Genomic DNA, 14189 nt, shown 5'->3' on the forward strand with positions numbered 1-14189 from the left:
GGCCCTCGCCGCCGCCGGCGCGCCCGAGCCGCCGCTGCCGTCACCGGGCGACTGGAGCCCGGCCGCCGGGTACACCGCCGGACGGCAGCTCGCCCGGCTCGCGGACGTCACGGCCGTGTTCGCCGCCAACGACGACATGGCCATCGGCGCCCTGCGCGCCTTCGCCGACGCGGGCCGCGCCGTCCCCGGTGACGTGAGCGTCGTCGGCTACGACGACATCCCCGCCGCCGCCTACCTCGTACCGCCGCTGACCACCGTCCGGCAGAACCTCGCCGCCGTCGCCGACCGCGCCGTCGACGTACTGATCGCCCTGATCGAGGGCCGCCCCGCACCGGCCGAACCGGCCGAGCGGGCGGTCGAGCTGACCGTACGGGCCTCCACCGGGCCGGTACGCGAACCGGACTCCGCCCGCTCCCGCCCGTAGCCGACCACGTGAGGAGTCACGTGTCGTACCTCCCGGCAGCAACAGCCCCGTCCACCCGGCGCGCCCTGCTGCGCGGCGCCCTCGGCCTCGGCACGGCCGCCGCGCTCTCCGCCTGCGGCGGCACCGCCACCACGCCCCGCACCTCCGGCGACGTCACCCTCGGCCTGTGGACCCACGACCCGGGCTACGAGGCGTTCTTCGACCAAGGCGTCCCGGAGGCCGACCGGGCCGGCGACTTCCGCTACCACCTGAAGGTCACCCGCGCCGGCGCCCCGGACATCGTCACCAAGCTGCTCGCCCAGGCCGTCGCCGGACGCGGCACCCCCGACCTCGTCGGGTTCGAGATCGGCAGCTTCCCGCGCATGCTGCGCGGTGACATCGCCGAGCGGCTGCTGCACGACTTCACGCCCGACATCGAGGCCGTGCCCGGCCTGAAGGAGGACCTGCTGCCGGCCCGCACCGCCCCCTTCAGCAGGGACGGCCGCATCTACGCCTTCGACTCCGACACCCCGATGGTCGTGTACTTCCACCGCCGGGACCTTTTCGAGAAGTACGGCCTGCCCGAGGACCTCGGCACCTGGGAGGAGTTCGCCGAGACCGGTGCGCGGGTCCACCGGCGCCACGGGGCCTCGATGTGCGTCGTCTCCACGGTCGGCAGCGATCCGGGCCAGGTCGTGCAGTCCTTCCAGATGCTGCTCTACCAGCGCGGCGGCGCCTTCTTTGACGCCGACGGGAGGCTCGTCCTGGACTCGCCGGAGGCCGAGGAGGTGCTGCGGTTCCTGTGCGAGGGGCTGCGCAGCGGCTTCGTCGTGGAGGTGTCCGACTACTACGGGGCGGGCATGCAGACCGCGCTGAAGACGGGCCGGGTCATCGGCCTGCCCATGGCCATCTGGTACAAGAACTTCGGCCTGGTGACGAACGTGCCCGAGCAGAAGGGCGCGTGGCGGGTGCGGGCGCTGCCGCGGTTCGCGGGGGGCGGCGGGGTGACCGCCGCGCTCGGAGGCACCGGTTTCGGCGTCGTCGAGGGCAAGGCGAACACCCGGGCGGCGACGGAGTTCCTCTTCAGGACCTGGCTCACTCACGAGGGCCAGGTGCGGCGGTTCACCGAGACCGGGTATCTGCCCACCCGGCGGTCGGTGTACGAGGACGCGCGGCTGGGCGCGTACGAGGACGAGTTCTGCGGCGGGCAGCGGCTGTTCGGGCTGTACCGGTCGCTGCTGCCGGAGGTGCCGGCGTTTCACCAGAGCGCCGACCAGTCGATTCTCTATGACGTGCTCGGGGGGAATCTGCTGCGGGCGTACCACGGGGATCTGTCGCCGCGTCAGGCCTTGAAACGGACGGCTGCGGATTTTCGTGACCAGGCCGGGCGGTGATTCGTCCGCGGCCTGGTCGTGGCTTGTCGAGCAGTTCCCCGCGCCCCTGAGGGCGCCTACCGACTCGGCGGATTGGGAGTAGACCCACATGACCACCACCGTTGCCGGGCCGCCCGGTAGCGCCCGCGCGCGCAGCGCCACGAAAGGTGAGGTGCGAGGACCCCGCCGGTCCTGGGCGCCCTACCTCTTCGTCTCGCCCTTCTACCTCCTCTACGTCCTGTTCATGCTGGCCCCCGTCGGTGTCTCGCTGTGGCTGAGTCTCACCGAGTGGGTCGGGCTCGGGCCGCCGCGCTGGGTCGGGCTGCGCAACTACCGGCTGCTCGTCACCGACATCAGCTTCCACCGGGCCCTCGGCAACACCGGCGTGTTCGTGCTGGTCGCCCTCTGTCTGGTCGTGCCGCTCGCCCTGCTGATCGCCCAGGCCCTCAACACCCGGGGCCTGTGCGTGCGCGACCTGTGGCGGACCGCCTACTTCGTGCCGATCGTGGTCTCCCCGATCCTCGTCGCGCTCATCTTCGGACTGGTCTTCGACCGGCAGTTCGGGCTGGCCAACGCCGTGCTGCGCGCCCTGTTCGGCTCCGGCGGCGTCGACTGGCTCGGCGATCCGGACCTGGCCAGGGTGAGCATCGCCCTGGTGATGCTGTGGCGCTGGACCGGCTACCTCACCGTCTTCTTCCTCGCCGGGCTGCAGAACGTGCCCCGGGAGCTGTACGAGGCCGCGGCCCTGGACGGGGCCGGGCGGCTGCGTACCTTCACCACCGTCACCCTGCCCGCGCTGAAACCGGTGACGGCGTTCGTCGTCGTCACCTCCTTCATCGGCGCGGCCCAGATCTTCGAGGAGCCGTACCTGCTGACCGGCGGCGGGCCGGCCGAGTCCACCCTCTCGGTGACCATGTTCATCTACCGGGCCGCCTTCCAGCGCCAGCAGTTCGGCTACGCCGCCGCGGCGGCCGTCGTGCTGTTCGTCCTGGTCTTCGGTCTCAGCCGGCTCTTCAACCGTCTCCTCGGCATCGGGAGGGCCGCTTCGTGACACGCGCCCGGATGCCGCTCCACGTCTTCCTGGCCCTGCTGTGCGTGGGCTTCCTCGCCCCGCTGGTGTGGGCGCTGAGCGGCTCGTTCAAACCCCGCGGCGAGATCTTCGGCCACCCGCCGGAACTCGTCCCCGACCCCTTCACCCTGGCCAACTACCGCACGCTGCTCACCGAGCAGCCCTTCGGCCGCTGGTTCCTGATGAGCACCGTGGTGGCCGTCGTCGCCACCCTCGTGTCCGTCTTCGTGTGCGCGCTCGCCGGGTACGCCTTCGCCAAGTTCCGCTTCGCGGGCCGGCGGCTGCTGTTCGACGTGATGTTCAGCTCGCTGTCGATACCGTTCGCGGTGATCCTCGTGCCGCTGTTCGTGATCCTGGTGAAGACCGGGCTCGGCAGCCCCTGGTTCGCGCTGATCGTGCCGTGGGTGGCGCCCGCGTTCGGGATCTTCATGATGCAGCAGTACATCGTGCAGTCCGTCCCGGACTCGGTGCTGGAGGCCGCCCGCATCGACGGGGCGAGCGAGTTCGGCATCTTCCGGACCATCGTGCTGCCCCTGCTGCGGCCCTCGCTGGGCGCTCTCGGCGTCTGGCAGTTCCTGCAGAGCTACAACAGCTTCCTGTGGCCGCTCGTGCTGGTGTCCGACAGCTCCCAGTACACGCTGCCGCTGGGGTTGCAGACCCTGTTCGTGTCGGAGCAGCGGCAGTACGACCTCGTGCTCGCCGGAGCCGTCCTCGCCGTCCTGCCCGCCGTCGCCCTCTTCGTGCTGCTGCGCAAGCAGCTCCTCGAAGGACTGTCCACAGGCGCGGTCAAGGGCTGAACCCCCCAACCCACGACCAGGAGAAGCATGTTCGAGCTGCCCCGGCGCGTCCTGTTCGGCGCCGCCTACTACCACGAGTACCAGCCGTGCGACCGCCTCAAGGACGACCTCGACCTGATGGCCGAGGCCCGCTTCACCGTCATCCGGGTCGGGGAGTCCGTCTGGTCCACCTGGGAGCCGGAGAACGGGCGTTTCGACCTCGACTGGCTCCAGCCGGTCCTGGACGGCGCCCACCAGCGGGGCATCTCCGTGATCCTCGGGACGCCGACCTACGCGGTGCCGCCCTGGCTGGCCCGGCAGTACCCGGAGATCGCGGGGGAGTCCCGCACGGGCGAGCGCATCGGCTGGGGCGCCCGGCAGGAGGCCGACTTCACGCACCCGGCGTTCCGCTTCCACGCCGAGCGGATCATCCGCAAGGTCGCCGGACGGTACGCCGGTCACCCCGCGGTCATCGGCTGGCAGGTCGACAACGAACCCGGCCTGCACCTCTTCCACAACCACGGCGTCTTCCAGCGCTTCACCGACGAACTGCGCGAGCGCTACGGCGACGTGGAGACCCTCAACCGCGAGTGGGGCCTGGTCTACTGGTCGCACCGGCTGTCCACCTGGGCCGACCTGTGGACCCCGGACGGCAACGCCCAGCCGCAGTACGACCTCGCCTGGCGGCGCTTCCAGGCCCGGCTCACCACCGAGTTCATCGCCTGGCAGGCCGGCATCGTGCGCGAGTACGCCGGCCCCGGCCAGTTCGTCACGACGTGCATCTCCTACGACCGCCGGGGTGTCGAGGACGACCGGCTCACCGAGCACCTCGACGTCACCGCGGGCAACCCGTACTACACGATGCAGGACGCCCTCGCCCTGCCGGGCACCGGCGCCGGCGGGCAGGACTGGACGACCAACGGCACCTGGGCGCTGTACCGCAGCGCCGACCGCATGTACTCCTCCCGCCAGGAGCCGTTCCTGGTCACGGAGACAAACGCGCAGGCCATCGGCGGGCCGTGGGACAACCGCCCCGCCTACGACGGGCAGTGGCGCCAGGCCGCCTGGGCGCTGATCTCCCGGGGCGCCTCGATGATCGAGTACTGGCACTGGCACACCCTGCACTTCGGTGCCGAGACGTACTGGGGCGGCATACTCCCGCACAACGGCCGCCCCGGCCGTGTCTACCGCGAACTCGCCCGACTGGGAGCGGAGTTGGAACGGGCCGGTGCCGTCGCCGCGTCCCTCACCCCGGACGCCGACGTGGCCTTCCTGTACGACGGGCCGAGCAAGTGGGCGCTCCAGGGGCAGCCGCCGCTCGCCGCGGCGGACGGAGGACCGGACGGGCGCTCCTACGAGAGGATCTTCGACGCGTTCTACCGGGGCGCGTTCGACGCGGGGCTCCAGGCACGCATCCTGCACCCCGGGCAGCTCCCGGACGCGGGCGACCTGCCGCCCCTCCTGGTCGTCCCGGCCTACTACGCCGCCGACGACACCGTCCTCGACCGGCTTCGGGCCTACGCGGAGGCCGGCGGGCATCTCGTCCTCGGCCCGCGCACCGGCTACGGCGACACCGAGGCCCGGGCCCGCACGGATCTCCAGCCCGGCCGGCTGGCCGAGGCGGCCGGGGTGACGTACGACGAGTTCAGCAACCTGCGCGACCCGCTGCCCGTCACCGGCACGGATGCGCTCCCCCTTCCGCCCGGCGCGCACGCCCTGCACTGGGCGGACGGGCTGTCGCCGCGGGGCGCCGAGACCCTGGCGGCCTACGAGCATCCGCACTTCGGCCGCTGGCCCGCCGCCACCACCCGCCGCCACGGCGCAGGGCGCATCACCTACGTCGGCACCGTGCCCGACCCGGCCTTCGCCCGGGCCCTGTTCGAGCGCTACGCCCCCGACGGCGCCTGGCGCCCGGCCCACCCGAGCGTCACGGCGACCTCGGCGACCACCCGGGACGGCCGCCGGGTGCGCTTCCTGCACAACTGGTCGTGGGAGGAGGTGTCCGTACCGGTGCCGGCGGCCCTGCGGGACGTGCTGTCGGACGCCGTGTACGCCGACGCGGTGCCGCTCGGGCCGTGGGACGTCAAGGTGCTGACGGAGGAGTAGTACCGACAACCATCCCCGGCCCCGGGGGAGTTCGGGCCGCCGGTTCGCTGGGCATCGTGTCTGGGGCGTGGCCGCGCCGTCCCGGAGGGGGAGCGGGCGGGCCGTGCCGTCCGGGCGAAGGGATGAGAAGCCATGACGTCACCGCTGCCCTCGGGAGAGACGCTTCCGCAACCGGTCCTGAACCCGCCGGCGTCGGTCGCGGTGTTCCTGGTCGCCACGATCACACCCGGCGGGGAGAGCGCCGTCCGGGAGGTGCTGGGCTCCCTCGCGGGCCTGGTGCGCTCCGTCGGCTTCCCCAGTCCCGACGGCGGGCTGGGCTGCGTCGCCGGGGTCGGGTCACGGGCGTGGAGCCGGCTGTTCGACGGTCCGCGGCCCGCCGAGCTGCACCCGTTCCGCGAGCTGGCCGGGCCCCGGCACCACGCGCCGTCCACCCCCGGTGACCTGTTCCTGCACCTCAGGGCCGCCCGCACCGACCTGTGCTTCGCGCTCGCCGCCGAACTGGTGCGGCGGCTGCGCGGGGCGGTCACCGTGCGGGACGAGACGCAGGCCTTCTCCTGCTTCGACTCGCGCAACCTGCTCGGCTTCGTCGACGGCACGGAGAACCCGGTCGGGCCGGCCGCTGCCGACGCGGCGCTGGTCGGGGAGGAGGATCCCGCCTTCCGGGGCGGCAGTTACGCGGTGGTGCAGAAGTACCTGCACGACGTGGACGCGTGGGACGCCCTCGCCGTCGAGGCCCAGGAGAAGGTGATAGGCCGCACCAAGCTCACCAACCTCGAACTCGACGCGCCCGGTTCGCACAAGGACGTCAACACCGTCCTCGGCCCGGACGGCGCGGAGCGGAGGATACTGCGCTCGGCCATGCCGTTCGGCAGGCCAGGACACGGAGAGTTCGGCACGTACTTCGTTGCCTACGCGCGCACCCCCGAAATACCCGAGACGATGCTGCGCAAGATGTTCCTGGGCGGCCCGGGCGCGGGGCCCGACCCGCTGCTGGACTACTCGCGCGCCGTCACCGGCAGCCTGTTCTTCATCCCGCCGTCGGACTTCCTGGGGGCGCTGCCCGACGGCTGATCCTCCGCCACGGGGAACCCGGCGCTGCGCAGCACACGTCGCCCGGCGTCCACCGCGAACACCTCGCAGTGCTCCCGGGCAGCCGCCCACGCGACGCCCTCCACGCCGAGCGCGAACGCCGCCGTCGCGACCGTGTCCGCCTCCGTCAGGGTCGGGGCCACGACGGTCACGCCGAGCAGCCCCGTCGCCGGGCGGCCGGTCCGGCCGTCGAGGATGTGGTCGCCGCGCTCGTAGCGGGCCGAGGTCGCGACGGCCCGGTCCGTGAGCTCCAGGACCGCGCAGAGCCGGTCGGCCCGCTCGGGGTGGCGCACTCCGACGCGCCAGGGTCCGCCGGAGGCGATCACGTCGCCGCCCGCGTTGAGACAGAACCGCCTCGCCCCGGCCGCCGTCAGCAGCTCCGCCCCCTTCTGCACCGACCAGCCCTTCACCACGGCGCAGGGGTCGAGGCCGCGGCCGGGCAGGCGCACGTCGAAGGCGCCCCCGGTCGCGATCCGGTACTCCTCGCACAGGTCCAGGACCTCGCGGAGCTGCGGGCTCGGCTCGCGCACCTCGCCCCGGTCCAGCCGGGACACCTCGCTGTCCGCGCGGAACGGGCTGAACCGCGCGTCGACCTCGCGCAGCCAGGCGAACAGGGCGTCCACCGGTGCCCCGGGGAAGTCCTCGTCGTCGATCCGCACCGACACCGGGAACCCCATGACGTGCTCGACGCGCCGCATCCCGTCAGCCCTTCGCGTCGAGCGCGGCCTGGAGGGACTCCTTGTAGCCGTCGCTGGTGACCGTGGCGCCGGACACCGTGTCGATGTCGGCGCTCTGCGCCCGGAGCGTCTCCTCGATCAGCTTCGGCACGGCGGCGGTGGTCTGCGGGTGGTCCGGCTGCCGGAGCATCCGCACCGAGGCGATCTCGTCGCCGTCGAAGGTGACCTCGACGCGCACCGGGCCCTTCTCGGTGTCGACGAGCGACCCCGCCACGACGGTGGTCGTGGTGCCGCCCGACGAGGAGGCCGGGGGAGTGGACGCCGGCGCCGCCTGCGCGGGGGCCGGCGCCGGACCGGTGTCGTGCGAGGGCGCGTAGCGCCAGACCGGGATCAGACCGGCGACGCTCAGGACGAGGACGGGCAGGGCTCGCTTCATGGATCTCTCCTCGTCATCCGGCCAGGCTGAAGCGTTCGAAGTGGGTCTGCGGCTTCGGCACGCCCAGCTCGCGCAGGCTGCCGAGCACCGCGTTCATCATGGGCGGCGGACCGCACAGGTAGACGTCCCGCTCGGCGATGTCCGGCACCAGCCGGGCCAGCTCCCGCGGCGCCAGCCGGTCCGGCACCGGCGGGCCGGTGACCAGGTGCAGTTCGGCGCCCCGGGCGCGCGCGAGATCGCGCAGCTCGTCGTAGAGCACCGCGTCCTGGTCGGTGGCCACCCGGTAGATCACGACCGCGTGGCCGTGCAGCTCCTCCAGCAGGGCCCGGATCGGCGTGACACCGACGCCGCCGGCGATGAGCACGGCGTCGGGGCGGGTGCGGTGCAGGGTGGTGAAGGCCCCGTAGGGGCCCTCGGCGAAGACGCGCGTGCCGGCCTTCAGGTGCCGCAGGGCGGCGCTGCCGTCACCGGCCCGCTTGGCGGTCAGACGCAAGGTGCGGCCGTCCGGGGCGGCGGACAGGGAGAACGGGTTCGCCTGCCACCAGCGGTCCTTCGTCAGGAACCGCCACAGGAAGAACTGCCCGGCCCGCGCGGGCAGCCGGTCCAGGTCACGGCCCGTGATGTAGACCGAGACGACGTCGTCGTTCTCCGGGACGACGGCCGTCACCCGGAGCCGGTGGCGCAGGTTGCGCCACAGCGGCAGCACCAGCCGGCCGGTGAACACCGAGGCCAGGGCCACGCCCCACAGGGCGTACCAGTACGCCGTCGCCACCGGGGACGAGGCGAACGTCGTCCCGGCCGCGACCTGGTGCGTGAACGCCAGGACCACCGCCACGTAGGTGTACAGGTGGATGAAGTGCCAGGTCTCGTAAGCCAGCCGGCGCCGCGCGGAGCGGGCCGAGACCACCCCGACCACGAGGATGATCGCCAGCGCGACGATCGCCCGCAGCACCCCCTCGACCGTCTCGGCGAGGTCCACCAGCTGGTTGACCGGGTCCAGGGACGAGGCCTGCGCGTAGCCGAAGACGATGAACACCGCGTGCGACAGCAGCAGCCACAGCACCGAGAAGCCCGTCCAGCGGTGCCAGGACGTCAGCCGGTCCATCCCGATCCGCCGGTCGAACCAGGGCAGCCGTGCCACCAGCAGCAGCTGGAACGCCATCAGCAGCGCCGCGTACAGCCCGGTCAGCCGGCCCAGCACGATCAGCGCGTTCGAGGCGAAACCGGCCTGCGCGAAGAACAGGGCCACCACGACCGCGTTCGCCACCAGCACCGCGTACAGGCCGGCGCGGCCCACCACTCTGGGGCGCACACCGGGACGGGTCGTCGGCACGGGCGGTTGTCGGAGGGTCGTCACGGTCGGCAGCTCCTTGATCGGCTCCTGGGATACCGAGCTTGGCGCGGGGGAGCTGTCGGGAAGCTGTCGCTCAACTTTCAAGTTTTTATCGATCCCGCGGCGGGAGGGCACGCGGCTATGGCGGCGCCGGGCCCGTGCAGCACTATGAGCCCGTGGAGAAAGTACGACTTCTCGTCGTCGACGACGACCCGCCCATCGCCGATCTCGTCGCGACCGTCGCCCGCTACGAGGGCTGGGACGCGGTCACGGCGTACACCGGCGAGGACGCACTGCGGCGGGCCGCCGAGTTCCACCCGGACATCGTGGTGCTCGACCTGATGCTGCCCGGTGTGGACGGCTTCGGCGTCCTGGACCGGCTGCGCGCCTCCGGCACGATGGTGCCGGTGGTGTTCCTCACCGCCCGCGACGGCGTCGCCGACCGGGTCGCGGGCCTGACCCGGGGCGGCGACGACTACCTGGTCAAGCCGTTCGCCGTGGAGGAGCTGATGGCCCGGCTGCGGACCGTGCTGCGGCGCAGCGCCGGGCCGGCCTTCCAGCGGTCCGTGCTCCAGGTCGGCGACCTGACCATGGACGAGGACACCCGGGAGGTCCGGCGCGGCGAGCGGCTGCTGTCGCTGACCCCGACCGAGTACGAGGTGCTGCGCTACCTCATGCGCAAGTCGCCCACCGTGCTGACCAAGGCGCAGATCCTCGACCACGTGTGGGAGTACGGCTTCGGCGGCCGCTCCAACGTCGTCGAGCTGGTGGTCAGCCGGCTGCGCCGCAAGCTCGACGAGACCGACGAGGCCGGATCGCCGCTCATCCACACCGTGCGCGGGTTCGGGTACGTGCTGCGCCGGGCCGCCGAGTGATCGCGCGGCTGCGCCGGGCCTACCGGGGGATGCGCCTGGGAACCCGGATGGCCCTCGGCCTCGGCGCCCTGTCCCTGGTCGTCTTCGCCGTCGTCGGCACGGCCCTGACCACGTACATGCGCGACTACCTGTCGGCCCAGCTCGACACCCAGCTCGCCCAGGCCCAGATCGCCCAGTCCAAGAGCATCGCGGACTACGGCACCCTCTCGGGCAAGAAGTACTACAGCTGGTTCTACGCCGTGTACGACGTGTCGGACGGCAAGACCGAGCTCCGCCGGCCCGAGGACCCGGCCGACCTGCCGGAGGACGTCGACGACTTCACCTCCCTGGCCCGGGCGCAGACCGCCGCGCACACCGAACTCCTGCGCACCGAGCACCTCAGGGGCGCGGGCTCCTACCGGCTGCGCGCCTGTCAGGTGAAACCGGGAGTGGTCCTGGTCAGCGCCGCTCCCCTGGAGGACATCGAGGACACCGTCGGGCAGCTGATCACGATCCAGGTCGTCACCTTCGCCCTCGCGCTCCTCGCGCTGGTCGTCTTCGGCCGCCGGATGCTGCGCCGCGGCCTGAAGCCGCTCAGCGACATGGCGTCCACCGCGCACGGCATCACCTCGCACGACCTGACCGAGTCGGCGGCCCGGCTGCCGCTGCGCGCCGACGGCCGGGACGGCGGGCCCGAGGTGGACGAACTGCGCACCGCCTTCAACACGATGCTGGAGCACATCGACGACTCCCTCGCCGTGCGCGCCGAGGCCGAGCAGCGGCTGCGCCGCTTCGTCGCCGACGCCTCGCACGAGCTGCGCACCCCGCTGATGTCGGTGCGCGGCTACGCCGACCTCTTCCAGTACGCCGCCGCCAACGCCCCCGAGGAACGCGACCGGCACCTGGCCCGGCTGCGCGCCGAGGCCGCCCGCATGGGCGTCCTCCTGGACGACTTGCTGCTGCTCGCCCGGCTGGACGCTGCGGAGGTGGAGGCGCCGCTGCGGAGGGAGGACGCCGATCTGGTGGACCTGGTGGGCCAGGCCGCGGACGCCTTCCGTGCGGGGCGCCCGGACCATCCGCTGACCGTCCTCGCGGGGCCGGGGCCGGTGATGCTGCCGATGGACCCGCTGCGCATCCGGCAGGTCGTCGACAACCTCCTGACCAACGCGGCGGTGCACACCCCGGCCGGGACGAAGGTGTCGGTGGAGGTCGCCCTCCTGCCCGGCGCCGCCGAGGTGCGGGTCGCCGACACCGGGCCGGGCATCCCGCCCGACGACCGGGCCCGGGTCTTCGACCGCTTCTACCGCGTCGACAAGGCCCGCAGTCGCGACCGTGGCGGCAGCGGCCTGGGGCTCGCGGTCGCCCAGTCCCTGGTCCGCGCCCACGGCGGCCGCATCGAGCTGAACAGCGCACCGGGAGCGACGGTGTTCACGGTGCGTCTGCCCGCGCCGGGCGTCCACCCCGCGGAACGGTGAGAGGCGCCCTCTAGACTCGTCCGGAAACAGCCCGTACGACCATGGCCAACGCTTCCGCCAACCGAAGGGCTCCGGCGCCTTGATACGGATCGGTTCAGTCACCAAGCGCTATCCGGACGGCACGGTGGCTGTCGACCGGCTCTCCCTGGAGATACCCGACCGCTCGATCACCGTCCTCGTCGGACCCTCCGGCTGCGGCAAGACCACCACCCTGCGGATGATCAACCGGATGGTCGAACCGAGCGAGGGCACCATCCTCCTCGACGGCGAGGACATCCAGCGCCGGCCCGTCACCACCCTGCGCCGCTCCATGGGTTACGTCATCCAGAACGCCGGCCTCTTCCAGCACCGCACGATCCTCGACAACATCGCCACCGTGCCGCGCGTGCTCGGCTGGGGCAAGCAGAAGGCCCGGGCCCGGGCGGCGGAGCTGATGGAACGCGTGGGCCTCGACGCCGCGCTCGCCAAGCGGTACCCGTACCAGCTGTCCGGCGGCCAGCAGCAACGCGTCGGCGTGGCCCGGGCGCTCGCCGCCGACCCGCCCGTGCTGCTCATGGACGAACCGTTCTCCGCGGTCGACCCGGTGGTGCGCAAGGGGCTCCAGGACGAACTGCTGCGCATCCAGGACGAGTTGGGAAAGACCATCGTCTTCGTCACCCACGACATCGACGAGGCGATCAAACTCGGCACGATGGTCGCCGTGATGCGCGAGGGCGGCCACCTCGCCCAGTACGCGCCCCCGGCAGAGCTGTTGTCCAGCCCCGCCGACGCCTTCGTCGAGGACTTCCTCGGGGCCGACCGCGGCATCCGGCGGCTGTCGTTCTTCCCCTCCGCCGACCTCCCGCTGACCACCGGCCCGGTGGTCCCGGCCGACGCCACCGCCGAGCAGCTCGCCGCCACCGGCGAACGCTGGCTGCTGGTCACCGGCACCGACGGCCGACCCCTCGGCTGGGGTGAGCGGCACGACCTGACGGCCGGTGACATCAGGACCGACCGGCTCGTCCCGCACGGACGGCCCTTCGTCCCCGGCACCGACTCCCTGCGGGCCGCCCTCGACAGTGCCGTGCTCTCCCCGGCCGGCCACGCCGTCGCCGTGGACGGCACCGGCCGCGTCACCGGCGTGGTCTCCCAGGCGGCCATCGGCGAGGCGATCCGCAGCGCCCACGCCGGCGGCCACGCCGACGAGGCCAAGGCCGCGTCGTGAACGGCCTCTTCGACGGCTTCTTCGACATCCCGAGCGACCTCCAGCACAGCTACCAGGGCCTGATCGGACTGCACCTGCGCGAGGCCCTGCTGCCCGTGCTGGCCGGCCTGCTGCTCGCGCTGCCGCTCGCCCAGCTCTGTGTCCGCTTCCGCTGGCTCTACCCGCCCGTGCTCGGCGCCACCACCATCCTCTACGCCGTCCCGTCGCTGGCCTTCTTCGTGGTCCTCATCGACTACACCGGCCAGACCGAGCTGACCGTGATGATCCCGCTGGCCGTGTACAGCCTCGTGGTGCTCGTGCCGGCCATCGTCGACGGCGTGCGGTCCGTGCCGCAGGAGACCCTGGCCGCGGCCACCGCCATGGGCTTCGGGCCCGTACGCCGCTACCTCCAGGTGCAGTTGCCGATCGCCGTGCCGGCCATCATCGCCGGGCTCAGGGTCGCCACCGTCTCCAGCATCTCCCTGGTCAGCGTCGGCACCCTCATCGGCAACCAGGGCGCCCTCGGCAACCTGCTCGCCGACGCGCAGAAGTACGACCGGCCCGAGCTGGCCGTGAACTCCGTGATCACGACGGCCGTCCTGGCCATCCTGTGCGACGCCCTGCTGGTGCTGCTCCGCGTCGTGCTGACCCCGTGGATGCCCAACGGCACCCGCAGGCGCCCGAAGCCGAGCACCCGGCGGAAGCTGCCCGCCCCCCAGGACGTGACCCGGTGAACGTACTGAACTTCGTCAACGCCTTCTTCAGCGACAGCGCCCACTGGCACGGCTACGACGGCATCCCGCAACGCCTGCTCGAACACGTCCGGTACTCGGTTCTGGCGCTGGCCCTCGCCGCCGCGATCGGCCTGCCCGTCGGCCTGGTCACCGGGCACACCGGGCGGGGCGGCAACGCCCTCGCGTTCATCGCCACCGCGGCCCGCGCGCTGCCCAGTTTCGGTCTGCTCGTGCTGATCGTCATCGTGATGGGCTTCGGGCTGCTGCCCGTGATGATCCCCCTGGTCATCCTCGCCGTGCCGCCGATCCTGGTGACCACCTACGAGGCCGTCCGCACGGTCGACCCGTCCCCGGTGGACGCCGCCCGCGGCATGGGCATGCACGAGTCGCGGATCCTCTTCCAGGTCGAACTGCCCGTCGCGCTGCCGCTGATCCTGAGCGGACTGCGCTCGGCGGCCATCCAGATCGTCTCGACGGCCACCATCGCCGCCTACGTCAGCCTGGGCGGCCTCGGCCGGTACATCGTCGACGGGCTCTACCAGCGCAACTACGAGAAGGTGGTCGGCGGCGCCACCCTCGTGGCCGTCCTCGCCCTCGTCACGCTGGCGGTGTTCTGGGCGGTGGGCCGCCTGGCCGTGTCACCGGGGGTGCGCCGGCGCTGACGTCCCGACGATTCTGTAA

At 72.5% G+C, this 14189-nt stretch carries 14 protein-coding genes; 11 read left to right on the plus strand and 3 right to left on the minus strand.

Features of this window, described 5'->3' with window-relative positions; all coding sequences use genetic code 11:
- From GTY56_RS14255 to GTY56_RS14280, 6 genes are all read left to right on the plus strand, one after another.
- On the plus strand, positions 1 to 424 hold a 424-nt coding region (locus GTY56_RS14255), incomplete at its 5' end, for a substrate-binding domain-containing protein (protein WP_161365724.1).
- Positions 425 to 444: 20 nt separating this feature from the next.
- The gene (locus tag GTY56_RS14260) at positions 445 to 1797 is read left to right on the plus strand and encodes an ABC transporter substrate-binding protein (RefSeq protein WP_346345490.1); all 1353 of its coding nucleotides are present in this window, start codon (positions 445 to 447) and stop codon (positions 1795 to 1797) included.
- Positions 1798 to 1885: 88 nt separating this feature from the next.
- Positions 1886 to 2827 (plus strand): carbohydrate ABC transporter permease, encoded by a 942-nt coding sequence (locus GTY56_RS14265; protein WP_161365725.1) that lies wholly within the window; start codon positions 1886 to 1888, stop codon positions 2825 to 2827.
- Positions 2824 to 3642, plus strand: a complete 819-nt coding sequence (locus GTY56_RS14270) for an ABC transporter permease subunit (RefSeq protein ID WP_161365726.1) — start codon at positions 2824 to 2826, stop codon at positions 3640 to 3642. The genes GTY56_RS14265 and GTY56_RS14270 overlap by 4 nt, the downstream gene beginning before the upstream one ends.
- Positions 3643 to 3669: 27 nt before the next feature.
- Complete coding sequence (locus GTY56_RS14275) at positions 3670 to 5727, plus strand: beta-galactosidase (protein ID WP_161365727.1); 2058 nt, start codon at positions 3670 to 3672, stop codon at positions 5725 to 5727.
- 132 nt (positions 5728 to 5859) lie between these two features.
- The gene (locus GTY56_RS14280) at positions 5860 to 6798 is read left to right on the plus strand and encodes a Dyp-type peroxidase (RefSeq protein ID WP_161365728.1); all 939 of its coding nucleotides are present in this window, start codon (positions 5860 to 5862) and stop codon (positions 6796 to 6798) included.
- Here the strand turns inward: GTY56_RS14280 and GTY56_RS14285 are convergent.
- From GTY56_RS14285 to GTY56_RS14295, 3 genes are read right to left on the minus strand one after another with little or no spacing between them, the layout of a single operon-like run.
- Positions 6723 to 7514, minus strand: a complete 792-nt coding sequence (locus tag GTY56_RS14285; protein ID WP_161365729.1) for an FAD:protein FMN transferase — start codon at positions 7512 to 7514, stop codon at positions 6723 to 6725. The genes GTY56_RS14280 and GTY56_RS14285 overlap by 76 nt on opposite strands.
- Positions 7515 to 7518: 4 nt before the next feature.
- Positions 7519 to 7929, minus strand: coding sequence for an FMN-binding protein (locus GTY56_RS14290; protein WP_161365730.1), 411 nt, complete (start codon positions 7927 to 7929; stop codon positions 7519 to 7521).
- A 13-nt stretch (positions 7930 to 7942) separates the two neighbouring features.
- The gene (locus GTY56_RS14295) at positions 7943 to 9229 is read right to left on the minus strand and encodes a ferredoxin reductase family protein (protein ID WP_161365761.1); all 1287 of its coding nucleotides are present in this window, start codon (positions 9227 to 9229) and stop codon (positions 7943 to 7945) included.
- A gap of 209 nt (positions 9230 to 9438) precedes the next feature.
- On the opposite strand from GTY56_RS14295, the gene GTY56_RS14300 reads away from it, so the two are divergent.
- From GTY56_RS14300 to GTY56_RS14320, 5 genes are all read left to right on the plus strand, one after another.
- Complete coding sequence (locus GTY56_RS14300) at positions 9439 to 10137, plus strand: response regulator (protein ID WP_161365731.1); 699 nt, start codon at positions 9439 to 9441, stop codon at positions 10135 to 10137.
- Complete coding sequence (locus GTY56_RS14305; RefSeq protein ID WP_161365732.1) at positions 10134 to 11591, plus strand: ATP-binding protein; 1458 nt, start codon at positions 10134 to 10136, stop codon at positions 11589 to 11591. The genes GTY56_RS14300 and GTY56_RS14305 overlap by 4 nt, the downstream gene beginning before the upstream one ends.
- 79 nt (positions 11592 to 11670) lie before the next feature.
- Positions 11671 to 12795, plus strand: coding sequence for an ABC transporter ATP-binding protein (locus GTY56_RS14310; RefSeq protein ID WP_161365733.1), 1125 nt, complete (start codon positions 11671 to 11673; stop codon positions 12793 to 12795).
- A complete protein-coding gene (locus GTY56_RS14315) occupies positions 12792 to 13508 on the plus strand; it encodes an ABC transporter permease subunit (protein WP_161365734.1) in 717 nt (238 codons plus the stop codon). The genes GTY56_RS14310 and GTY56_RS14315 overlap by 4 nt, the downstream gene beginning before the upstream one ends.
- Positions 13505 to 14170, plus strand: a complete 666-nt coding sequence (locus GTY56_RS14320) for an ABC transporter permease subunit (protein WP_161365735.1) — start codon at positions 13505 to 13507, stop codon at positions 14168 to 14170. The genes GTY56_RS14315 and GTY56_RS14320 overlap by 4 nt, the downstream gene beginning before the upstream one ends.
- Positions 14171 to 14189: the final 19 nt, after the last annotated feature.

Origin of the sequence: Streptomyces sp. SID5643, assembly GCF_009872555.1 — a bacterium.
Taxonomy (GTDB): domain Bacteria; phylum Actinomycetota; class Actinomycetes; order Streptomycetales; family Streptomycetaceae; genus Streptomyces; species Streptomyces iakyrus.